18 protein-coding genes are annotated in these 23,270 nt (G+C 69.6%); 11 read left to right on the top strand and 7 right to left on the bottom strand.

The window, feature by feature from the left end; all coding sequences use genetic code 11:
- Positions 1-14 precede the first annotated feature (14 nt).
- Complete coding sequence (locus CNQ36_RS34015; protein WP_163013473.1) at positions 15-2,045, top strand: hypothetical protein; 2,031 nt, start codon at positions 15-17, stop codon at positions 2,043-2,045.
- A 139-nt stretch (positions 2,046-2,184) separates the two neighbouring features.
- Here the strand turns inward: CNQ36_RS34015 and CNQ36_RS34010 are convergent, their stop codons facing one another.
- A complete protein-coding gene (locus CNQ36_RS34010) occupies positions 2,185-2,481 on the bottom strand; it encodes a hypothetical protein (protein WP_240659546.1) in 297 nt (98 codons plus the stop codon).
- Between the two features lie 455 nt (positions 2,482-2,936).
- Between CNQ36_RS34010 and CNQ36_RS34005 the strand changes: the two genes are divergently transcribed.
- From CNQ36_RS34005 to CNQ36_RS33990, 4 genes are all read left to right on the top strand, one after another.
- On the top strand, positions 2,937-3,980 hold the full coding sequence (locus CNQ36_RS34005; RefSeq protein ID WP_121549671.1) for an alpha/beta fold hydrolase: 1,044 nt from the start codon (positions 2,937-2,939) through the stop codon (positions 3,978-3,980).
- A 193-nt stretch (positions 3,981-4,173) separates the two neighbouring features.
- Complete coding sequence (locus CNQ36_RS34000) at positions 4,174-4,389, top strand: hypothetical protein (RefSeq protein ID WP_121549547.1); 216 nt, start codon at positions 4,174-4,176, stop codon at positions 4,387-4,389.
- Positions 4,390-4,624: 235 nt separating this feature from the next.
- Entirely contained in the window at positions 4,625-4,882 is a 258-nt protein-coding gene (locus tag CNQ36_RS33995; protein ID WP_040905192.1) for an HU family DNA-binding protein, read from the top strand.
- Between the two features lie 350 nt (positions 4,883-5,232).
- Positions 5,233-7,272 carry a TerD family protein gene (locus tag CNQ36_RS33990; RefSeq protein WP_206278598.1) on the top strand — a complete coding sequence of 680 codons (2,040 nt, stop codon included), beginning with the start codon at positions 5,233-5,235 and terminating at the stop codon, positions 7,270-7,272.
- Positions 7,273-7,535: 263 nt separating this feature from the next.
- On the opposite strand, the gene CNQ36_RS33985 is transcribed toward CNQ36_RS33990, so the two are convergent.
- Entirely contained in the window at positions 7,536-8,984 is a 1,449-nt protein-coding gene (locus CNQ36_RS33985; protein WP_121549545.1) for an FAD-dependent monooxygenase, read from the bottom strand.
- A 182-nt stretch (positions 8,985-9,166) separates the two neighbouring features.
- Between CNQ36_RS33985 and CNQ36_RS33980 the strand changes: the two genes are divergently transcribed.
- The gene (locus tag CNQ36_RS33980) at positions 9,167-9,766 is read left to right on the top strand and encodes a TetR/AcrR family transcriptional regulator (RefSeq protein WP_121549544.1); all 600 of its coding nucleotides are present in this window, start codon (positions 9,167-9,169) and stop codon (positions 9,764-9,766) included.
- A gap of 90 nt (positions 9,767-9,856) precedes the next feature.
- Here the strand turns inward: CNQ36_RS33980 and CNQ36_RS33975 are convergent, their stop codons facing one another.
- Entirely contained in the window at positions 9,857-10,420 is a 564-nt protein-coding gene (locus CNQ36_RS33975) for an ArsR/SmtB family transcription factor (RefSeq protein ID WP_254895705.1), read from the bottom strand.
- A gap of 66 nt (positions 10,421-10,486) precedes the next feature.
- On the opposite strand from CNQ36_RS33975, the gene CNQ36_RS33970 reads away from it, so the two are divergent.
- Positions 10,487-11,056, top strand: a complete 570-nt coding sequence (locus CNQ36_RS33970; RefSeq protein WP_121549543.1) for a dienelactone hydrolase family protein — start codon at positions 10,487-10,489, stop codon at positions 11,054-11,056.
- Between the two features lie 219 nt (positions 11,057-11,275).
- A complete protein-coding gene (locus CNQ36_RS33965) occupies positions 11,276-13,597 on the top strand; it encodes a hypothetical protein (RefSeq protein WP_121549542.1) in 2,322 nt (773 codons plus the stop codon).
- 109 nt (positions 13,598-13,706) lie between these two features.
- On the opposite strand, the gene CNQ36_RS33960 is transcribed toward CNQ36_RS33965, so the two are convergent.
- Together CNQ36_RS33960 and CNQ36_RS33955 are read right to left on the bottom strand one after the other, a co-directional pair.
- Entirely contained in the window at positions 13,707-14,450 is a 744-nt protein-coding gene (locus CNQ36_RS33960) for an ABC transporter permease (protein WP_240659544.1), read from the bottom strand.
- 73 nt (positions 14,451-14,523) lie between these two features.
- Positions 14,524-15,510, bottom strand: a complete 987-nt coding sequence (locus CNQ36_RS33955) for an ATP-binding cassette domain-containing protein (protein WP_121549540.1) — start codon at positions 15,508-15,510, stop codon at positions 14,524-14,526.
- 371 nt (positions 15,511-15,881) lie between these two features.
- Between CNQ36_RS33955 and CNQ36_RS33950 the strand changes: the two genes are divergently transcribed.
- Both CNQ36_RS33950 and CNQ36_RS33945 read left to right on the top strand, forming a co-directional pair.
- The gene (locus CNQ36_RS33950; protein WP_121549539.1) at positions 15,882-16,502 is read left to right on the top strand and encodes an SRPBCC family protein; all 621 of its coding nucleotides are present in this window, start codon (positions 15,882-15,884) and stop codon (positions 16,500-16,502) included.
- 36 nt (positions 16,503-16,538) lie between these two features.
- Positions 16,539-18,851, top strand: a complete 2,313-nt coding sequence (locus CNQ36_RS33945; RefSeq protein ID WP_121549538.1) for an FdhF/YdeP family oxidoreductase — start codon at positions 16,539-16,541, stop codon at positions 18,849-18,851.
- A gap of 416 nt (positions 18,852-19,267) precedes the next feature.
- Here the strand turns inward: CNQ36_RS33945 and CNQ36_RS33935 are convergent, their stop codons facing one another.
- Complete coding sequence (locus CNQ36_RS33935; protein WP_163013472.1) at positions 19,268-21,655, bottom strand: ATP-binding protein; 2,388 nt, start codon at positions 21,653-21,655, stop codon at positions 19,268-19,270.
- Between the two features lie 34 nt (positions 21,656-21,689).
- Positions 21,690-22,478 (bottom strand): class I SAM-dependent methyltransferase, encoded by a 789-nt coding sequence (locus CNQ36_RS33930; RefSeq protein WP_121549535.1) that lies wholly within the window; start codon positions 22,476-22,478, stop codon positions 21,690-21,692.
- Between the two features lie 107 nt (positions 22,479-22,585).
- On the opposite strand from CNQ36_RS33930, the gene CNQ36_RS33925 reads away from it, so the two are divergent.
- Positions 22,586-23,182, top strand: a complete 597-nt coding sequence (locus tag CNQ36_RS33925; RefSeq protein ID WP_121549534.1) for an MBL fold metallo-hydrolase — start codon at positions 22,586-22,588, stop codon at positions 23,180-23,182.
- The last annotated feature ends 88 nt before the right edge of the window (positions 23,183-23,270 follow it).

The raw sequence follows: 23,270 nt of genomic DNA, 5'->3' as shown, positions 1-23,270 counted from the left end.
CCCACAGCGGCGGCTTGGCCAATACCGGGTACCTGTTGATCCGCAAGTTCATCCAGGTGCAACAGTCCGCCGCCCCACGCCCCCCGCTGGACGTCGCCGCCGATGAGCTGGCCAAGGCCGTGCGCAAGGAGTGGGAGGAGGAGGCCACGCTGCGGCGGCTCTTGGAGCCTGCGCCCCTTCCGGTGCGATGGCAGGTGACCAAACGCAGAGTGGCGGGCCGGATCGAAGGGGCGATCGCCGACGACGGCCGCGCCCGTTTCGCCCCACTGCCCGGGTGCGCCGCAGTCACCCGCGACATTCTGCACCGGGGCGGAGCTCTGCCCGCACTGCACGCGGTCTACGGTGGGTTGGCTTCCGGTCGACTGCTGCTCGTGGGTGAGCCGGCGGTGGGCAAGACGTCTGCCGCGGTGCTGCTGATCCGGGAGGCGCTCAAGCACCGTGCGAAGGCGGCGCCCGAGGTAAGGCCCCATATCCCCGTGCCGGTGATGCTCACGCCCTTTGGCTGGGATCCAGATGAGGAGGATGTGACCGCCTGGGCGGCAGGCCGGATCTCCCGCGAGTACACCCTTTTCCGGAACAGAGGAGGGGTCGTACGGGCGAGGGAGCTGCTGGCGGACGGGCGGATCTCGCTGTTCCTGGACGGGCTCGACGAGGTCGGTGGGAAGCAACGCGCCGCCATGTTGGGCGCGTTGGAGTTGGCCAGCTTCCGTGTTGTGGTGGTTTCGCGGGCCAGGGCTCTCACTGGCAGGCGGCAGCGGCTGAGCGGAGCCGCGGCGCTGGAGATCCAGCCGGTGTGCGCCAAGGACGCCAGCGCCTATCTGATGAATGCCCTGCCGACTCCGGCCCCGCCCGGCTGGCAGGAACTCAACCGCAGACTTCAGGACGAACCCGACAGTGCGGTGACCGAGACGTTGGCCAGTCCGCTGGCGGTAAGCCTGGTCCGGGACATCTACGCCGACACCGGTGGACGTCCTGTGGACGAACTGCTGGACACCGTCCGCTTTCCCAGCACCCGGTCACTCCAGGACCACCTCCTGGACCAGTTGGTCTCGGCCGCGTACACCCCGAGACGGGGACGCCCGCGCCCACGGTACTCATCCGAGACCGCGGAACGGACGCTGCGCTACCTCGCCACGCAAGTCACCCGGAACCAGGCAGACCGTGAGCTGCGCTGGTGGGACATCCCCACCTGGACGGACCGCCGGCCCAGGGTGATCCTCGTCGGGGCCGTCATCGGTCTGCTGTACGGAGTGAGCGGCCTCTTCACGCTGTGGGGGACGACCGGCCCGGTGTGGGCGTGTCTGCTCGCGCCCCCCTGCGCAATCGTCGGAGGCTTACTCGCCGCCCAGCGTCATGCGGAGCTCAGCGACGAGCAGCCCCTCCCCAGCGCCGGGTGGCGCGACATCTTCCCGCCCGGCGCCGTGGCCTTGGGCGCCTTCATCTGGCTGTTGTCGGGAACCACGTCCTGGTTGGCTTTCCAACTGCCCGGGAGCGACCCGTTGCCTGCCTGGCTTGCCTATCTCGCCGCACTTCCGCTCGGATTCGGCACGACGCTGGTGAGCAGCCGCGGCTACAAACTGGTGGCCGGGACCATCCTCGGCACCGGTTCAGGACCCCAGTACGACGAACTCAGGGACCGTCTCAGCCGGCGCCCTGTGACGGAAACCCGGGCGGTCAGTCCGCAGGCCGTGTGGCGGCACCACATCGGGCTGAGGCTGGCACTCGGTCTCCTGACGGGAGTCGCCATCGCGGTGTTCGCCGGCTCGCTCGCGGCCTACGAGTACGGCGTCTGGAAGGGCGTCGTGGTCGGTGGCATTGCCGGGCTGTGGGCCTGCCTCTTCGCCGGGCCGGTCGGAAATCTGGGCGTCGCCGCCGCTCTCTCCGCCGTCCAGCTCTCCATCAGTGAGGGCACCCCGGTGCGTCTGGTGTCCTTTCTCGAGGACGCCCGGCGCCGCAACCTCCTGAGAGCGGCGGGGCCGGCCTACCAGTTCCGCCACGACTGGTTGCGGGAGAGTTTGACCAGTTCCGCGCGGTCCCAGGACTGACCCGGGCGGCCGGCGGCATCCCTCACCGACGTGCGGAACGAGCGGGTCGACGACCTCGTCGACGCCGCCCTGTCACGGTGGTGAGCGTAGAAGAAGCCACCGGCATGCCGTCGAGGGGAGGTCGATCGCTCGGGTCGGCTTACGGCGAGTCCACTGCCTCCTCCTCAGCGACTTCGCCGGCGCCGGCCGGTTCGTCCCGCACCATGTCGAGGAAACGGCGGATCGCCGCGACCGGCATGTCGAGCCCTTCGGACGCCGACTGCTCGTCCCCGAACACCTGCACGGCCTCGGCGACAGCCCCAGCCAGCTCGACCTCTGCCTTGCGGACCTTCGCCTCGGCCTTGTCGACGGTGTCGACCACCGCCAACTGGCGGCGCTGCTTCTCCTGAAGCCTCTGCTTGCGGGAAAGGGGCTTGTCAGAGCTCTGCACAGACATGCCCAAGATCATAATCAGTTCGCGTGCGCTCCCCACGCCATGTGCCTCCGCCGGCAGAACCCCTCTCACGCTCCCCGGGCGGGCCACCCGACACCACGATCGTCGGCGAACCGTTGAATCGGGGGCAGCGTCGACCAGCGCGGTGTCGGCCGTCTGCCGGCCGAAGCCCGAGGATCTCGACGTCCCGCACCCGGATAGGGGTGGCGGGCGGCGCTGCCGCTGTTCGAGGACGGCCACCGCATCAGGAGGCCGCCGGCCTGGCGAACGTGCACGTCACACGGCTGGCCTCCCTGTTGTGGCGCGGACGGTACCGCGCATTGAGCGTGGTTCTCGCAGGGCGACGACGCTCCGGCCGAGCAGAAGGGATCCCCATGCCCGTAGAAGTGCACAACCATGCCATACCCCACAAGTCCACCGTCCCCGGCGCGAACGAGGGGGAACAGGTGCAGCTCTTCGTGCGGGAGCGCGACGGCACGCCTCCCGGCCACGCCGACGAGCGCACGGCAGTGCTGATGCTCCACGGCCGGAGCATTCCGGTGCTCCCGGGCTTCGATCTCGAGTACAAGTCGTACAGCTGGGCCGACGCGCTGGCAAAGGCCGGTTACGACGTCTTCATGATGGACCTCCAGGGCTCAGGGCTGTCGCCTCGGCCGAAGATGGACGACCCTCGCAACGTCAACCCCGCTCAGCAGCACCTTCTCAAGCCGAGACCGCCGGGTTTCACGCCAGGTCCGCCGAACTACCCGTTCCAGCTGACCAACTCGAACAGCGACCGGGACGAGCTGAACACCGTCGTGGAGTGGATCATCCGCGAGCGCAAGGTGGAGAAGGTCGCCTTCATCGGCTGGTCTGCGGCCGCATTCACGATGGGGCCGTACGCGGTCAAGAACCCCGGGAAGGTGTCCAGCCTGTTCCTGCTGGCGCCGATCTTCCCGCCCGACGGCACGTCGAACGCCCCCGACCCGCTGCCGCGGCCCGGCTTCCCCATGTCCGTGAGCACGAAATCGGGAACCTGGAACGGGTGGGGCAACGAGGCGCTCTGCGCGGGCCAGCGCGAACCCGCGATGGAGCACGTGGTGTGGGACGCGATCATGCAAAGCGATCCGGTCGGCAGCACGTGGGGGCCAGAAGGTGAAGGCCTCAACCGCATCAGGAACTTCGTCCGTTGGGGCTGGAACAGGACCACCGCGGCGCAGGGTGGCGTCCTCGGCGGCAGCGTGCCGGTGCTCATCGCGTACGGAGAACACGACAGGCAGGCGAACACGTCCAGCGAAGACCCGGAACTCAACTTCTCGGTCCCCGCGCTGTACAACGCCATCGGGGGCGACCACAAGCTGATGGTCAAGCTGGACTGCGCCGGACACTCGGTGGTGTGGGAGATGCAGCACAAGAACGTGCACAACCTCTCGAAGCACTGGCTCAAGCACCTCAAGGTCGACGGCAAGACCCAGGGCATCTTCAACATGGACACCAACGGCGCCATCAGCCCGGCTCCGTAGGACAGTCGCAACTCTTGGCCGTTGCTCGTCGTGGCTCCAGGGTCCGACCAGCGAGCGTGCGGCCGAGCCGAGGGCCAGGGACAGGACACGGCACTGACCCGACCGGGCCTGTCCACTGGCGGCCTCCTGGTGGTGAGGGTGTAGTGGCCGTAAATGGTTGGCCCGCTCCCCCACCACGAAAGCGAGAGCCGCTGTGATCGTAAAGAAGCTGCACGAATCAGGGATCCGGTCCGAGCACGCGTACGCTGCAGGATTCATCTCCATCGGCCTGACCGTCGTCTCCTGGAGCGCGTCCCTGCGTGTGGAGAAGAAGGGTGAGGAGCGCGCCGACCGCTGGGGAATCTTTGTCGGGGAGTGGGCTCCCACCTTCTTCGCCCTCGGCCTGGCGCTTGCGAACTACGAGAAATAACCGCCCTCGACCGGCGGCGTGAGCGGAAATTCAAGTGAATCCCTGGTGGAGCACGACGAATTGCTCGACGCAAGGCGAGCCACTGGGCATGACCACCCGCCGGTCGTCCCGTTCCCCTCGGCGTCGTGCTCTCAGACCCGAGGGGCCGCTCTGCGCTTGGTTGCCGCTGTCACCCCAGCAAACGGCGGAGCGCGCTCTGATGGAGACGCCTTCTCGCTGCTTCAGAAAGGAAGTCATGGACAAGAACGCCTTGGCCGAAGCCGCCGCACGCAAAATGGCAGGGACAGGTGCGGAGTTGGCGCCGGATCAGGTCGGGCGGGTGATCGACGCGCTCTTCGGCACGGTGGAGCGCCCCGGGGTGATCGCCGAGGGCCTCAAGAGGGGCGAGAGCGTCACGGTCATCGGGTTCGGTGCCTTCCAGCTCGACGACTCCGTGGTCATCCTCCGGCCGGGCCAGGCGCTGAACGAGTACGTCAACGGCAACGTCGGCTGATCCCGGCCGGCACGGCACGCGCCGCGCCCGAATCGGCGCTCTGTCGACGTCTGGCGCGTCTTGCCCACGCGCTCCAGCAGCGGACTCGACCCAGCCGACGGAAGACGACGAGCACCCGAGGACCGCCGGGGCCACGGTGGAGAACGGAAGACCTGAGCCGTCCGGACTGCGCCGTGACGTGCCGCCGGGACACCGCTGTTACGTATCCGCTTCACAGAACCTCCACGAGCGAGCTCGGTGCGTATTACAGTCTTCTCCGCGCGACTCGTCATCTTGTGTCGCGCATGAGACAGATGGGGCGGGTTCTCCCGCATGCCCAGGGTGCGCCGTTGGGGGGCTTTGTGCAGGAAATGATCATGGGTTCGAATGTAGCCCTGGCGGACCTGAGCGACGACATCGGTTCGGTGATCGTCAGTCTGGGCTGGGTCAGCCCTACCGGCGAGGGCGACGCGGATGTGTCGGTCCTACTGCTGGACGCGAACGGCAAGGTGCGCAGCGACGGCGACTTCTACTTCTACAACCATCCGGTGGCCGCTGACGGAAGCGTGCAGCTTCTGGGGAAGACGCCGACGGCGGACGGCAGTGAGGACCGGATCAGCTTCGACCTCACCGCGGTGCCGGCCGGGATCGACCGGATCGTCGTCGCCGCGAGCAGGTACGGCGAAGCTCGTTTCGGTGAACTGGAGGACGTGAGGATCACGCTGGCCGACGCGGCCGGCGAGAGCCTCCTGCGGTTCGCCGTCGACGACGCCGGCTCGGTGACGGCGGTCATCTTCGGCGAGCTCTACCGGCGGGGTGAGGGATGGAAGTTCCGAGCCGTCGGGCAGGGCTACGAGACCGGTCTCGCGGGGTTGGCGACGGACTTCGGGGTCGACATCGAGGACGACGCGGCCACGGAGGCGGAAGCCGCGCTCGACGGGGACGCGGCCGACGAGCAGGCGGATGCGGCGGATCGCGCGCCGGCCGGGGAGCCGACCGGGCAGGTGCCGCTGGAGGCCGTCCCTGCTCCTCGCCGGCCTGAGGCGGAGGCCGGCGAGCCGAGGAAGCCGGCCACCCGTCCTCGCACCGCCAAGAAGAAGGTCACCCTTCCCAGGACGGTCAAGAAGACCTTGGCGGAGAACGACTCCTGGCGGCAGGCCAGGCTTTTCCCGGTGTCGGCGCTCAAAAGCGACCGGGATCGCGAGATGCGTGCCACCTCGGTGTTGCTGTCGGTGATGGCGCAGGTGCCGGAGTTCAGCAGGAGGCTCACCGCGGGGTTCGGGGCTCCGGCGGGTCGTATGGAGACGTTCACCGAGGTCTCCCTGCCTCACGGTGACACTCCGCGTCGCCCGGACGGGGTGATTCGCGTGGAGCGGGCCGGCAAGTTGTGGACCGCGCTGGTCGAGACGAAGACCAACGGCAACGTACTCAAGGCCGACCAGGTGCAGGCGTACATGGACATCGCCGCGCGCCGCGGCTACGAGGCCGTGATCACGCTGACGAACGACGTCGCGCTGGAGGGCAGCCCGCTCGTCGACGTCAAGATCGACAAGCGGCGGAAGCACAAGGTGGCCCTCTGGCACCTGTCCTGGGCCGAAGTCGCCCACCAGGCACAGCTGCTGATCAGGCATGAGGGAGTGGGCAACGCCGCGCACGCCTGGCTCCTGCAGGAACTGCTGCACTACCTGCAGCACGAGAACTCCGGCTGCCACGGCTTCCAGAACATGGGCCCCGCCTGGGTCCCCGTCCGCAACGGCATCGACGACGAAACCCTCTGTCAGGGCGACGCCCGGGCGCTGGAGGTGGTCGAGAACTGGGAACGGCTCATCCGCCAGGTCTGCCTCAGGCTGGGCGGCGAACTCGGACAGAAGGTGCTGCCCGTCCAGCGCGCCAAGCGCGGAACGGACCCCAAGGAGCGCCGGGCCCGCCTGGCCGATCAGCTCTGCCTCGACGGGCGGCTTCAGGCGGAGCTGCGCATCGACGGCACCCCCGGCGTCCTGACCGTCGGCGCCGACCTGCGCACGGGCAAACTGCGCACCGGCATCGCCGTCCCCGCCCCCGAGCAGGGCTACCCGCTGAGCCGGGCAAAGCGGCTCGTCCGGCTCCTGGCCGAGGCACCGGCGGACCTGCACATCGAGACCCTCGTCGACGGCGAAAGCGGAGGTCCGCGCGGGACGCTGGAGCGGTTGCGACCCGAACCGGCGGACCTGCTGCCCAAGGACAACGCCAGGATCACCGGGTTCCTCCTGTCCCTGCTCAAGAGCATGGGGAGCGGCCGCGGCAACGCCGAGACCGGCTTCATCCGCAGCGTTGACGACGCCGTGCACCGCTTCTACACCACCGTGGTCGTCCACCTGGACACCCCGACAACACGCCGGACACCGTCCAAGGAGCGCGCGGCAGCGGGATGACGCCTGGGCACCGGCGGCGGCAACGCCGCCCGTGCCTGCCCGAGAGCGTCCTCTTGCCGGGATCCGCACTCGGCCCCGGTTCTGGGGGGAGGCACTCGCACCATCCGGTGCCATACCGCCTGTTATCACCCGTCCGGCCATTCGGTCCGGGCCGCACTGTTCGCAGCCCAGGAGGCAAGCGCCGGCACCTGCTGCCAGCGAGCCGGTTGTGGATGCCTCTCCAGTTGCCCTGCGGCTCCGGCACGTGGTGACAACGGAACTGCCTAGCCCAGAGACCACCGGGCCACCGCCTCCTCGATCCGCGCCGTCTCCGCGCTCTCCGCCGCCCAGGCGACGTATCCGTCGGGTCGCACCAGGACGGTCGTCCGGCGGTCGCCCGCCCAGCGCTTCACGGACAGCCACCCCTCACGGACACCGGGGCCTTCGTACGTCCCGGGCGTGATCAGCACGAAGCGGCCGCCGCGCAGTGCCTCGTACAGCCGGCCGCCCTCAAGGGCGACGTCGGGGACGCGGGTACCGGTGAGGCGGTGGGCGCCGCGGGGAGCGGGGTAGGAGTAGCCGATCCCGCTGATCTGGCCCAGGGCCTTGCGCCGGACGGGCGGGGCCATGTCGGCGAACGCGGAGACGAGGGCGCGGGCGGCACGCAGCAGCGGATTCCGTGCGCGGGCAAGCCGGACCAGTCCGCCGCTGCTGCGCAGCACCGCCCTGCCGACCGGGTGGCGCTCGGCCTCGTAGCTGTCGAGGAGCCCTTGGGGCGCCCGGCCCTGGACGGCCGCGGCGAGCTTCCAGCTCAGGTTGGCGGCGTCCTGGAGGCCGGTGTTCATGCCCTGCCCTCCGGCCGGGGAGTGGATGTGCGCGGCGTCCCCGGCGAGGAAGACCCGCCCGACCCGGTAGTGGGGTGCCTGGCGCTCGTCGCTGTGGAAACGGGACAGCCAGCGGGCGTCGTGCATGCCGTAGTCGGTGCCCAGGGCACGGCGGGTGATCTCCTTGACCTCGTCGAGGTCGAGCGGGGCGTCGTCGGAGACCTCGTTGCGGCGGTTCCAGCCCATGACCCGGTACCAGCCGTCGCCGAAGGAGGCGATCATCGCGAAGGCGTCGCCGCGGCCGTTGACGGTGAGGACGCCCTCGGGCTTCTCGGCCAGCCGGACGTCGGCCAGGATCAGCGACTTGATGACGGAGACACCGGGGAAGTCCAGGCCGATCGCCTCCCGCACGGCGCTCCGGTGACCGTCTGCGCCGACGACGTAGGCCGCCCGGCGGGTGACGACCGCCCCGTTCGCGCCGCGCACGTCGAGGTCGACCCCCTCGTCGTCCTGCCGCAGCCCCACGACCTCGCTCTCGTACGCGAACTCGACCCCGGCCTCCCGGGCCCGCCGCTCCAGGAGCCGCTCGACCTCGTACTGCGGGGTGATGAGCAGGAACGGGAAGCGCGAGGGCAGCGTGCTCAGATCGAGGGAGAGGCGGCGGAAGAGCCGCAGGCCGGTGATGGTGTCGCCGGTGGCGAGGAGTTCGCCGGCGAGGCCGCGGGCGTCGAGCTGCTCAAGGGTGCGGGCGTGCACCCCGAAGGCTCGGGAGAGGTTGCTGATCTTGCGCGGCCGCTTCTCGACGAGGGCCACGCTGACGCCGGTTGTGGCGAGGTCACCGGCGAGGAGGAGGCCGGTGGGGCCGGAGCCGACGACGATCACGGTGCGGTGGGTGGCGGTGCCGTTCATGGTGGCCTCCTGTTGCCAACGCTTACTTGCCAACGCCTTTTGCCAACGCGCGTAGGCCAACGTGTGTTGACCAACGCTCGTTGGCAACGTTAGGGAGGCCTCGAGAGCGTGTCAACAGCTGTTGGCAAACAAGTGTGGGTGAACACTTGTTGACCTACGTCCGTTGGCCTACGTTTGTTGGCATGACCAGCGGCGACAGCACCTCCACGGTTTCCGGCTCCGGCAGCCCCCGCCGCTCCGACGCCACTCGCGGCGCGATCCTCGCGGCGGCCCGCGAGCGCTTCGCGGCCGACGGCTACGAGCGAGCCACCATCCGCGCCATCGCCAGGGACGCGAACATCGATCCGTCGATGGTGATGCGGTACTACCGCAACAAGGAGGGCCTCTTCGCCGCGGCCGTCGCCATCGACCTGCGGCTGCCGAACCTGAGCGGGGCGCACTCCCGGCAGGACGCGGGACGGATCCTCGTCGAGCACTTCCTCGACATGTGGGAGAACAACGAGGTCCTCACCGCCCTGCTGCGGGTCGGCGTGACGAACCAGGCAGGGGCGGAGCGCATGCAGGGCCTCCTGCGGGACCAGTTGCTGCCGGTCACCCGGCAGGTGTGCCCCGACCCCGAGCAGGTCCCGACACGTGCGGCGCTCCTGGCGTCGCAACTGCTGGGACTGGCGCTCACCCGGTACGTGCTGCGGATGCCGCCGGCGGTGGAGCTGGCGCGGTCGGAGATCGTGGTGTGGCTGGCACCGACGATCCAGCGGTACCTGACCGCGCCGAGCCCCTGAGGCCTGCCGAGCATGCGCGTCCGCAGGGGCCACTTGACCGGTTGGGGCGCTGGAAGGCTGTCCCGTGCACGGGACCCGCGCGCAGGGGCGTCACTCCGCTGCCGGCAGGGTCGGATGGTCGGTGGGATAGACGCCCAGCGCGAAGCCGTACATGGTTTCGCCGGACCTCGGCATCCGGTCGAACTCCTCGACCAGTTCGGCCATCCGGTCCCAGAACTGGGAGGCCTGGTCCTCCGAGATGCGCGCATGGCGGAGGAAGCCCCAGAGCTTTCCCTGCTCGAACGCCTTCGAGGACTCGCGTGCGGCCACCTCGAAGTCGTTGAAATCGCCCGGCATCACTTCGCCGGCGGGTGAGGGCTCGACTGCCACGGTGAACATGCGCGCGGTGCGCCCGTAGAAGCGCTCCTCGATCGCTCGTACCCTCCGCGTGCGCACCACCTGGAGCAGGCCGTTGCGGGTGAGCACGTCCACGTGGTGCGCAACCGTGCTCTTCGGGCGCTCGACCGCGGTCGCGAGCTCGGTGACGGTCGCGGCCCGCTCGTGGAGGAGCTGCAGGATCGTCGTGCGGAGCGGGTGGCCAATGGCCTGCACTTGGGCCGGCTCGGTCAGCGCCATCCGCTCGGCCAGCTCGTAGTCCGGGGGGTTGTCAGCCACGACAGAACAGTCTAGCGTCGCCGAACGTTCCAAAAGAACCGAACATTGGGCGAGGGATCCGCTGACATGGCCGAAGTGCTGCTCTACCACCACATCCAGGGTCTGACCGACGGCGTGCGGGCCTTCGCCGACGACCTGCGACAAGCGGGGCACACCGTGCACACGCCCGATCTGTTCGACGGCCGCACGTTCGCCAGCATCGAGGAAGGATTCGGCTTCGCGCGTGACAAGGGTCTTGACGCGCTCCGGGAACGCGGCGCCGCCGCGGCCGACGGTCACGCCCCCGGGCTGGTCTACGCCGGTTTCTCCTTCGGTGTGACGATCGCCCAGCGGCTCGCGCAGACCCGGCCCGGGGCCCGCGGGGCACTGCTCATGGACTCCTGCCTCCCGGTCTCGGAATACGGGGAGGCGTGGCCGGTCGGGGTGCCTGTTCAGATCCACGGCAAGGAAGGCGACGAGTTCTTCGACGAGGACCTGCCGGCCGCGCGCGAGCTCGTCGGCTCCACGGGGGCCGCCGAGCTGTTCGTGTATCCCGGCGACCAGCATCTCTTCGCCGACTCCTCGCTCGACGCGTACGACCCGGAGGCGTCCCGACTGCTCCTGGAGCGGGTGCGCGCGTTCCTCGCCTCGGTCTGATCCGTCTTGCCGGCGCGGGCCGGCTGCGGCAGGCATCGGCGTCGAGCTGTGGCCGGAATCCTCCGGACATTGGTGGAGTCCACTCCCATGCGCCACCTCGAGCCGGAACCGCAGGCCCCTTACGACACGTCACCCTCCGTATCGCCAAGAGCCATTGAGCGCTTCACCGGAACGGACACCTTCATCGCGACTCACCGCGCATACGGGGGATGTGTCACCGTGACTCACCGCACTCGGCACCGCCTGACGAGAACCGTCGGCTCCATCACCGTCGCCTTCGCCCTCACTCTCCCGCTCGCGGGCAGTGCGGCCTTCGCGTCGCCTTCCGCCGCCGCACCCGCCTCGGCTCCTGCTCTGCCGGCCGGCGTACCGGACAACGGGAAACTGCCGTACTACGACGACAAGCTCATGAAAGAGCTTCTGATGATCCGGCTCGCCATGGAGAAGGGGCAGCCGGGCAAGGCGTTCAGCGAGTGGTCCAATGTGGCCTTCGCCCTAATCGACCCGACCGGTTTGAGCGAGGAGCAACTGGACGCGGTCGTCGGCAACCCGCCCCGGGGCAGCGGGCCGCTCGTCGTCTACCGGAAGGTCGACCTCTTCGAGTTCCGCGACTACCTGCCCGAAGGCGCGTACCAGCGCGTGCGCGACGCGGGCCTCGACCACCTGCTGATGGTGGGCGGTATGAGCTTTCCCAAGCGCCGGAGTTCCGACGAGACCACCGACCCCGGCAGCCACTCCGAGACCCTCGTCCTGCGCGCCCTGGAACGCCTGAACGCCGACCCGGACTACGAGGGCGCCTCCTTCGACGAGCTCACCTGGGCCTCGGAACGGGCCTTCTGCACACGGTGCCGCGAACTCGTCGACGGCGGGGCACGCCGCTTCTACTCCTACGACTACGACCTCACCGACGCCGAAGTCGCCGAGCGCAACCAGAAGATCGCCGTGGCGATGAAGAAGCACACCACGGACGAGGCCCGGGAACGGGCGGTGAGGGCGATCAACGCGAAGTACAGGAAGATCGCCTCCCCGCGCAACGAGGAGACTCGGCTGCAGCTGAGCAAGGACATCCCCAAGGCAAGGAAGAAGTACGGAGAGGAGCAGCGGCTCGAGAAGGAGTACCAGGAGGCGACCAAGGACACCCTGAAGGTCCCGGGCGCCCCGTGCCCCGGTACCTCAGCCAATAACGCCTCGGTGCACGGCAGTTCCTCCGTCGCCGCGGCGAACCCCGCGGTCTTCACCCGCTCCGGTTCCCTGCGCTCACAGCCCTGCGACGAGCGTGAGGACGCGTCCGCGCCGCGCGGCAGCGGTCTGGCGAAGGCTCTGGCGGACCCGGCCTCCGCGCCGGGCGGCATCGACTTCACCACTCTGGAGTTGCGCTACCTGTCCGACTCCGGCCAGGGACTGCAGTACGCCTTCAGCGCAGGCCCCGGCGGCCCCGCCAACGAGAAGAATGCGGCGGCCGGGGTGAAGGCGGCCAAGTTGAGCTCGGACGCCTTCTTCGTCTGGCTGTCGATGCCGCGCTCCACGTTCTGGGTGAACCTCAACCCGACCGAGCCGGACCGTATCGTCGACGCGGACCTGGGCCGCACCGACGTGGGCCGCGTCCTGCTTCAGGCCGACCTCCAGCTGAAGAAGACGACGGCCTCCCTGATCCACCCGAAGACCCGGCTGGGCAAGAAGTTCTGGAACCGGATCGGCGGCAGGTGCATGTCGTTCCGCACGTGGATCGTGCCCGGTCAGGCACGCGTCAATGAGCAGGGCGACCAGCTGTATGTGCTCGACGCCCCGCTGAAGGTGAGGATGGAGTCGCAGCACCTCTCCGGGCAGGGCAGCGAAGGCGCCGCCTCGTGCAAGGACCGCAGTGATCCCGGGTCCGAGAAACGCAACGAGGAGACGTTCCGGGACCTGATCCTGCCCGGCATCGAGCGGGCCGTGAACCACGGAGCGCAGTACGCCGATCTGCGCCGCGTCTACCTCTCCAGGGTCGCCGCGGAGTGGTACCGCGAGCGCGACACCCAGGGCCCGTCCACGTACGGCGATCTCATCGACCGAGGTGATGTGAGCCGTTGGGAGACGCGGACCCGGTGGAAGCCGCGCGACACCTTCGACGCCTACGTACGCTCGTACAAGCATGGCGAGTTCAAGGTCACCGAGCGCAGCCGCAAGGGCAACTACGTCTACACGCAGACCTATATCTACGGCGGCGTCGACCTCTCCCGGCTCCAGCTGCAGAAGGTGGCCTCGTCCGATGCCTTCCGCGGCCGCTGGGCGGGCATGCGGCAGGACACCGCGCGGTCCACTCAGGTGGCCCGCCCCGCTGCGGACGGCTCCCGGACGTGGATGGGCGGCGACAACTCGATCAACGAAGAGGGCAGCTCCGGGAGCGGAAGCGACAAGGGACGGAACGCCGCGCAGTCCTCCGAGGACCCGTCCGGCGTTGTCGGGGGCTGGTCAGTGCCGCTGCTGGTGGGCGCCGGGCTCTTGTTCGTCGCGCTCGTGGTCCGCAGGCGGGCAGGGGTACGGCCGGGGTCGCGCAGGTGAGGTGAGGTGAGGTGAGCGGTGCGCACCTGCCGGGAACGCACCGCTCACATCACTGTGGCCCGGGACGGCGACGCTCCTCACCAGCGGCCGATACCAGGAGGACATGGTCTTAGACGACCCGGCGGTAGAGCCACACACCCAGCGGCGCGAAGACCGCCACGATCCCGGCGTCCCAGAAGAGCGCCTGCCAGACGTCGCCGGTGGCCGGGCCGCCCAGCACCAGGACCCGCACCGCCTCGGCGGTCTGCGAGACCGGTTGGTGGTTCGCGAACGCTTGGAGCCAGCCCGGCATGGTGTCCGTAGGGACGAACGCCGAGGAGGCAAAGACCAGCGGTGCGAGCACCGGGAAGGCGGCGGCCTGGGCGGTCTCCGGGTCGCCGACCGCCATGCCCACCACCGCGAAGATCCACGACATCGCGAAGCCGAAGGCCAGTACCAGCAGGACCCCGCCCAGGAACGCCGGGACACCGGCGTGAATCCGAAACCCGAGGGCGAAACCGACACCGGTCATCAGCGTCACCACGAAGACGTTGCGTGCCAGGTCGGCCGTGGTCCGGCCGACCAGCACGGCCGAGCGCGCCATCGGCAGCGAGCGGAAGCGCTCCATCAGACCGGTCTGCATGTCGGTGGCCAGCCCAATGGCCGTGTTCATCGATCCGAAGACGGCTGTCTGCACGAAGATCCCGGGAATCAGGAAGTCGACGTAGGAGACGCCGGGCGGCAGCGACGGACCGACGACACCGCCGAAGACGTAGCGGAACATCAGCACGAAGACGAGCGGCTGGATGGTGGAGAAGACCAGCAGCCGCGGCACCCGGCGCAGCCCGATGAGGTTGCGCCAGGCGACTGCCAAACCGTCTCGGACCGTGGCGGCGATCCAGCTGCCGAGCCGCCCTGCTGACAGGGGTGCCCCGTCGCGGTCGTGGTCACTCCGACCCTCCCGCGGTGGCCGGCTCGGTGCCGGAGCCCGTCCATGTCCGGTGGCCGGTCAGGGCGAGGAACACGTCGTCAAGGCTCGACTCGCGCACCGCGACGGTCCGCGGGACGAGCCCGTCGGCCTCCAGCAGGTTCAGGATGTCGCGCAGCAGCTCGAAGGCGTCGCGGCAGGGCAGTCTGAGCCGCGACCCCTCGATCTCCGTCGCTTCCGCGAGTCCGAGTCGCCCGTCGATGGTCTTGGCCGCCCTCGCCGCATGCTGTTGGTCGCCCATGTCCAGTTCGATGACGGTGTTGCCCAGGTGGGCTTTGAGGGCCGCGGGCGTGTCGTCGGCGATGACCCGTCCCTCGTCCACGACGACGACCCGCTCGGCCAGCTGGTCCGCCTCCTCCAGGTACTGGGTGGTCAGCAGGACCGTGGTCCCTTCCCTCACCAGCTCGCGGATCAGCTCCCACAGGGGGTTGCGGCTCTGCGGGTCCAGACCGGTGGTCGGCTCGTCCAGGAAGAGGATGGGCGGTTGCGCGACCAGCGCGGCGGCGACGTCGAGACGACGCCGCATACCGCCCGAATAGGTCCGCACAGGGCGGTCAGCGGCCGCCGCCAGGTCGAAACGGTCCAGGAGGGCACTCGCCCGGGGACGGATCCGGGCCCGGGCCGACTGGCTCAGCCGGCCTATCAGCCGCAGATTCTCCCGCCCGGTCAGGTTGGGATCCACGGCCGCGTACTGACCGGCCAGCCCGATCAGCCGCCGAACAGCGGAGGCCTCCCGCACCACGTCATGCCCAAGCACCTCGGCGCGCCCGGCGCTCGGGTGCAGGATGGTCGTCAGGATCCGGATCACGGTGGTCTTGCCCGCGCCGTTGGGGCCCAGCAGTCCGAAGACCTCCCCGGGCCGGACCTCGAAGGTCACCCGGTCCAGGGCCACCAGCGACCCGAAGCGCTTGCTGAGGCCGACGACGTTGATGGCGGCTCGTTCCATGGGCTGCCCCTCACTCGAGGTAACCGATCACTTCAGCCCGATCTCGCCTCCCTCCATTCTGACCTGGTGCCTTCCCTGCCGCAGGACGACGGGCACGGGCGCGGGGACGCGTCGGAACCGGCCTGCCGACTCCGGCGCCGGTGCATGATGCCGATGCCGATGCAACGGGCCCACTCGCCGCACTCACTCCTGCCGAGCACCAGCCGCGCACTCCTTCGACGCGCGCACAGCACGCCCGCTCCGAGACGCTCCACGACCGGGTGCGACCAAGGTGACTCGAACCGCGCGATGTGGGGAACTGGATGAGAAGCCCTGACGCACAAGGGACGGCCGGGTGCCCGCCCGGCTCCCCTATCGGAGGAGAGACCGCGATGGCGCAGGAAGACGACGCCCAGGAGGCCGCGCCGGACACCCCGGGGATGCACACCGACGGAGCCGGCGGCGCGCGGCGCCGACCGCTGCGGGTGCGGCACGTCGAGGAGACGGTCGAGGTCGCGGTGCCGGTACGGACGGCGTACAACCAGTGGACGCAGTTCAAGACCTTCCCGCGTTTCTCGACCGTGGTGCACGCCGTCGAGCAGGTCAGGCCCGCCGTGACCGTCTGGACCATCGGCTACGGGCCCCTGCGGCACCGGTTCGCGGTCGAGACGGTGGAACAGGACCCCGACGCCTACCTGGCCTGGCGCGGTCTCGAGCAGAAACCCTCCCACCAGGGCGAGGTCGAGTTCAGGCCGACAGGGTCCGGTGGCACCGCGATCACCGTCCGGATGCTCCTGGAACCGCGGGGAGCCGCGAGGATCCTCACCCGCTCGTCCAGGGCCACCCGGCTGACCGCCCGGCTGGTACGCGGGGAACTCATGAACTTCAAGCGGTTCATCGAGGGACTGGGGCAGGAGGGCGGGGCCTGGCGCGGCACCATCCGCAACGGCCGAGTGCAGCACGAGCACCCGGAACCGCCCAGGAGCCGCGTGGCCCAGTGGCCCGTCGGCTGACCGGCGTGCCACACACGGCAAGAGAAAGGCGAACCGATGCAGAACCCGCCCGGCGAGGAGCCGGAGACCACCCTCTCCGTGACACCACCGAAAAAGTGGGCGGCCGGAGTCCCCGCGGTCGTGCACGCCCTGGAGTACTCCCTCGAGCAGACCTCCCCGCGCAATACCGGGGTGGACCTGCTGACCATGAACCAGGTGGGCGGAATCGACTGCCCGGGCTGCGCGTGGGCGGACCCGGCCCCGGGCCGGCGCCATCGCAACGAGTACTGCGAGAACGGCGCCAAGCACATCAACGACGAGGCCACCACGCGCCGGATCACCGCCGACTTCTTCCGTGAGCACAGCGTCGCCGACCTCGCCGCCCGCTCCGACATGTGGCTCAACCAGCAGGGGCGGCTCACCGAACCGATGATCAAGCGGCCCGGCCGCGAGCATTACGAGCCCATCAGCTGGAACGACGCCCTGAACGCCCTCGCACAGGAACTCCAGGCACTGGCCTCCCCAGACGAGGCCGTCTTCTACACCTCCGGCCGCGCCAGCAACGAGGCCGCCTTCGTCCTGCAGCTCTTCGCCCGCGCCTACGGCACCAACAACCTGCCCGACTGCAGCAACATGTGCCACGAGTCCAGCGGCTTCGCCCTGAGCGAGACGCTGGGCACCGGCAAGGGCACCGTCAGCCTCGACGACCTCCACCACGCCGACCTGATCTTCCTGGTCGGGCAGAACCCCGGCACCAACCACCCGCGCCAGCTCACCGCCCTGGAGGAGGCCAAGCGCAACGGCGCCCGGATCGTGGCGGTCAACCCGCTGCCGGAGGCCGGACTGCGGCGCTTCAAGAACCCGCAGAAACCGAGCGGGATCGTCGGCCGCGGCACCCAGATCGCCGACCGCTTCCTTCACATCAAGCCCGGCGGCGACCTCGCCCTGTTCCAGGCCCTCAACCGCCTGCTGCTGGAGGCCGAGGACGCCCGGCCCGGCACCGTCCTGGACCACGACTTCATCGACGCCCACACCACCGGCTTCGAGGAATTCGTCCGGCACGCCCGCACCGTCGACTGGGACGACGTGCGCACGGCGACCGGGCTGACCCGCGAGGAGATCGAGAAGGTCCGCGACGAGGTGCTGCGGAGCGACCGCGTCATCGTCTGCTGGGCGATGGGCATCACCCAGCACAAGCACGGCGTGCCCACCATCCGGGAGATCGTCAACTTCCTGATGCTGCGCGGCAACCTGGGCCGCGCCGGTACCGGCGCCTGCCCGGTGCGCGGTCACAGCAACGTCCAGGGCGACCGCACCATGGGCATCTGGGAGCAGATGCCGGACACCTTCCTCGACGCCCTGCAGGAGGAGTTCGGCTTCGACCCGCCACGCCCGCACGGCCTGGACTCGGTGAACGCGATCAAGGCGATGCGCGAGGGCGGCGTCAAGGTCTTCCTCGCCCTGGCCGGCAACTTCGTCCGTGCCGCTCCCGACAGCGAGGCCACCGAGGAGGCGATGCGCTCGTGCCGGCTGACCGCCCACATCTCCACCAAGCTCAACCGCTCGCACACCGTCTGCGGCGACACCGCGCTGATCCTGCCGACCCTGGGGCGCACCGAGCGTGACGTGCAGGCCGACGGCGAGCAGTTCGTCACCGTGGAGAATTCCATGAGCGAGGTGCACACCTCACAGGGGCGCCTCGAACCGGCCTCCCCGCTGCTGCTCAGCGAAGTCGCCATCCTGTGTCGGCTCGCCCGCCGCACCCTGGACGGCAAGGCGGACATCCCCTGGTACGAGTTCGAGGGGGACTACGGCACCATCCGCGACCGCATCTCCCGCGTCGTGCCCGGTTTCCACGACTTCAACGCACGGGTGACCCGCCCCGGGGGCTTCCAACTGCCCAACCCCGTCAACGAGGGCGTCTTCAACAACAAGGTCGGCAAGGCCCTGTTCACCTGCAACGAGCGGGTGGTCCCCCGAGCACCCGAAGGGCACCTGCTGCTGCAGACACTGCGCTCGCACGACCAGTGGAACACCGTCCCCTACACCAACAACGACCGCTACCGCGGCATCCACGGCAGCCGCCACGTCGTACTCGTCAACCCGGCCGACCTGACCGAACTCGGCCTCGTCCAGGGCGATCACGTCGACGTGGTGAGCGTCTGGTCGGACGGCACCGAGCGCCGGGCGGAGAACTTCGAGATCGTGGCCTACCCGGCCGCCAAGGGCTCGGCCGCCGCCTACTACCCGGAGACGAACGTGTTGGTGCCGCTGGACAGCGTCGCCGACATCAGCAACCAGCCCACGTCGAAGGGCCTCGTCGTCCGTCTCGAACCCACCCCTGACCGGGCCCGCCCCACGCCCGCCTGACCGGCTGCTCGATCCCGACTGGGCCCGCGACGACGGCGGGCCCTCTCGCTACCCGTCGGCTCATCTCGACTTGCCGCGAGATCAACGATCGGAGTGACTGTGATCGGAGTCGCACGCCGGGTCCGCCACGAACCGGCTCAGCCGGTAGGTGGTCGGCAGCGCCAGGCGGCCGCACAGCGTGTCGATCTGGAGCATCGACGCGTGGACTCGGGCCTCCCGAAGGCGGCCCAGCTGCGCGCGCAGCTCCGCGTTTCCTCTGTCCTGGCACCAGCCCAGAATCGCCGGCCGGGGTCAGGACGGCAAGGCGATGGAGACCTCGGACGGCGCGCGACCACTGTTGAAGGGTGCCCGTCCCCTGATCAGCGCGGTGTGAAACCGCGGGCACTTCCGCCGGTGCCGCGTACGCCGGACGCGGTTCACAGCCGTCGTGAGGGCAGGGGACCCTGGGAGACGCGAGTGAGGCTGCTCATCAGCCCGGTGAGTTCCGTTCTCCGGGACTCGGCCAGCTCCGCCTGGCCGGTCTCCTCGTGCAGTTCTATGAGCGCTTCCAGGGTGCGCGCCTGCCACTGCCGGTCCCCCAGATCGCGGAACACCTCCAGACTCTCCGCGTAGCAGGTCAGCGCCTGCTGCGGGCGGCCCATCCGCTGGTGCAGCGCCCCGATGGCACCCAGGTTGCGCGCTGCGCCCCGGCGGTCGCCGAACTCCTCCATGATGGTGGAGGACTCCTCGTACCGGCGCAGCGCGCAACCATCGTCCCCCTGCTTGCGGTGGGCATCACCCATGATGCGGAACGTCCAGCCCAGGCCCCGCCGGTCGCCGGTCTCCTCGAAGACCTGCCGGGACTGATCCAGCAGATGCAGGGCGGCTTGCGGATTCCCGCCATCGATTTCCAGGTCCGCGAGCATCTGCAGTGACCAGCCACGCGTGCGCGCCACCCCGTGTTCCTCGGCGACAGCGAGGGCCCGGCGAAGATGAGCCCGGGCCCGCTCGTGTTCGCCTCGCACGCGGTACAGCCATCCGAGATTGGCGAGGCAGCTTGCCGTGGCCGCGTGTTCTCCGGCACGGGCGAAGAGGTCCAGGGCGTGGTGGCCCTCGGACTCCGCTTGCTCCAGTCGCCCCTGGAGCCTGTGCAGAAGCCCGAGGTCGGCAAGGGTGACGGCCTCGCCGATCTCGTCCCCGTCCCGGCGGCAGGCCTCGAGAACCGACTGCTGCAGACGCTCCCAGTCGCTCCACAGGGCGTGAGCATCCTGATACGCGACGAGTCTGCCAGCCAGTTCGGCAGCGGGGGCGGACATGCCCGCGGCGAGCGCCGCCCGGACGGCACACACCTGGAACTCGTACTCGGTGGCGAATCGTGCCAGTGCGTCCACCGGGGCCAGGTCCACGCCGATGACGCTCGGGGGCGTCCACGGCGGGGTACGCATCGGCGGGCGGTACGCCCCGGGCGCCAGCAACTGCTCGGCCTGGCCTGCCTGGTGAAGGCAGAGACTCACGATGCGGGACAGTGCCGCTCGGCGGTCTTCCTCAGCCACCTCGATGGCCAGGCGCTCGGCCGCGTAGTCCCGTACCAGATCGTGGTAGCGATAGCGCGGCTCACCAAAGGGGTCGTGATTCATGAACTCCAGGAGTTGCGCTTCGACCAGTTGCTCCATCACCTGCTCGGCTTCCTGAGCCGGGATGTCGAGTGCCGCCTGCAACGGACGGGTGGAGAAGGAAGGAGCGTCGCACAGGGCGAGCAACTGGAACGCGCGCCGGACGGCGGGCGACTGGGCGTTGACCCCGAGACTGATGCTTGCCCGGACATCGAGTCCGCCGGTCTCCAGCTCGCCCAGCCGCCGCTGCTGGTCAGCAAGTCGCTGCGCGAACCGGGCCAGCGACCAGCCGGGGCGTGCCGCCAGTCGAGCTCCCGCGATCCGCACGGCGAGTGGCAGCAGACCGCAAGAGCGCACTATGTCGGTGGCCGCTTCCGCTTCGGCGGCCACCCGGCCGGCACCGGCCAGCTTTCCCAGGAGCGCGACGGCCTGGTCGTGTTCCAGGATGCCGACCTCCACCGGCACGCTCCCGTCGAGGCCGGGAAGCGGTGATCGGCTCGTCACGATGGTCAACGCGGTGGAGGTGCCCGGGAGGAGGTACCGCACGTGCTCTTCGCTCTGTGCGTTGTCGAGGATGATCAGGAGCCGCAGGCCCGAGGTGCGGGTGCGGAACGTCCGTGCCCGGTCATCGAGGTTGTCGGGAATCGAGGCGGCGTCCGCGCCGAGGTCGCGCAGCAGCATCTCCAACACGTCCGTCGGGGACCGGGGCAGGGAACCGGGGGCGCCCCGCAGATCGACGTAGATCTGTCCGTCGGGAAAGCCGGGCGCGACGTCATGACCGAGCCGGATGGCCAGTGCCGTCTTTCCTACCCCTCCACGGCCCCAGAGTGTCAGGATGCGGGGTCTGGAGGCCTCCCCGCGCCCGGGCCGCCTCGACCCCAGCCAGGGGAAGGACGCCCTACCCATGGCGAGTTCCCGCACCTCGCGCAGCAGAACCTCCCTCCCGGTGAAGTGGGCGACCACCGGGGGAAGTTGGTGGACGGTCGGCCTGGCCGACCCTGCTGGGGACAGGGCGGGGTCATGTTCGAGCAGCGTATTCACGCGGACGCTGAGGACGGAGCCCACCGCTCCCACGGCCGCGCCCACTCCGATCGCCCAGGGCGGAGGGGAGTTGAGGGCGCCGAGTACCGCGGCGATGGCGGCGGCCGCCGACCACGCGACGACCAGCACGGTGACGCGGGCGGCTCGACGCCCTCCTGCCGCACCGGTCACCAGCGGACTCCCGACGATGTCCCGGTCCTCACCCTCACCCGGCTGTCGCCGCGAATACCGTCCACCCCTTGACGTCCCTCCACGGGCCCTCGTTCGCCTCGAACCACGTCCTGGCCTCCGTCCGTAACAGGGCGGCCGCCCGCCGGTGCCCTTCCGTGCCCCGAAGCAGGCCGTAGAAGCCCAGCAGGGACTCCGCCAGTGCCGCCAGCGGGGCGGGGTGCCGGAAGACCAAGTGCCCGCTGTAGGGGGTTTCCGTCACCCGTGGGAACTGTGCCGCAAGCAGCGGTTTGATGGCCTCGGCGTCGACGAGCGCCTGGCGGGGCAGGGGTGGGCCGACCCGGCCGGCGCACGCGCGAAGCATCCGGGCCAGGCGGGGAGTGGTGCCTCGCATATTGAGCACCACCACCAACGTACCGTCGGGCTGCAGTACTCGGCGGGCCTCCCGCAGGGCTCGCTCCACGTCGGTCACGTGGTACAGCATGTGACGTTCCATCAAGCAGTCCACGGACCGCGTCCGGAGGGGCAGGGCGCATGCGTCGCCCTGCAGCGCCGTCACTCCTTTGCCCCCGGTGGCACGAACGGAGGCGATCGAGGTGTCCACCCCTATGAGCCGCCCGGCATGGCCGGATTCGGCGCAGCGGCGCAGCAGTGCCCCTGTTCCGCACCCGACGTCGACCACCGTGCCGGACGCGGCTGTTCCCGTGCGTAACGCCGCCAACGCGACCTCGTCGACGCGGTCGGGCGGCTCGCTGTAGGTGGCATGGATGATGCGCCGGGTGCGTAATGGCCGGAGATCCGCGTATTCATGAGAGATGAGATCCATCGTCCTCCCGTCCTTCGCAAGCCGTGCCTATGACCTCATATCCCACCTCGGCATTGTGTCGAATCCCCGGCCTTCGAAGAGTCCGTGGGCGGGTACGTTGGTGCGCCATGCGGATCACGAAGTACACCCACGCCTGTGTACGGCTCGAGCACGAGGGGCGCGTGCTGGTCATCGATCCCGGGACGTGGAGCGAGCCGGCTGCCCTGGCCGGGGCGGACGCCGTGCTCGTGACTCACGAACACGCCGATCACATCGACGTCCTTCGCCTGGCCGGGCTCGGCGTGCCGGTCTACGCACCCGCCGAAGCGGACATCCCACAGGTGGAGGTGATCGGGGTGTCCTCCGGGACGGAGTTCACGGCCGGCGGGTTCCGGGTAGGGGCGGTCGGCGGTCGTCATGCGTTCATCCACGCGGGCCAACCGGACTGTGCGAACCTCGGCTACGTCCTCGACGAGGCGGTCTACCACCCCGGGGATTCGCTGCACGTGCCCGATCAGCCGGTCGAGACGCTCCTGGTCCCGGTCCACGGGTCGTGGATGAAGACGACGGAGGCGATCGACTTCGTCAACACGATCCGACCTCAGCGGGCGTTCGCCATCCATGACGCCCAGATCAACGATCGTGGCCTCAGCAGCGTCAACGGCTGGCTCACCGAGGAGACCGACAGCGGCTACCGGTATCTGAGGCCGGGCGACTCGGTGTGAGGTGACTTGCCTCCCCTTCGGGTCTTATCCACTAGCCTGATCGGCTGATCGCGCACCGTGCGCGCCTGTGGTGGAGGGGGCTGGGCTG

Origin of the sequence: Streptomyces fungicidicus (genome assembly GCF_003665435.1) — a bacterium.
In the GTDB taxonomy this organism is placed as follows: domain Bacteria; phylum Actinomycetota; class Actinomycetes; order Streptomycetales; family Streptomycetaceae; genus Streptomyces; species Streptomyces fungicidicus.
The sequence above is the reverse complement of the archived record's forward strand: the minus strand, read 5'-3'. Positions and strand labels throughout refer to the sequence as shown.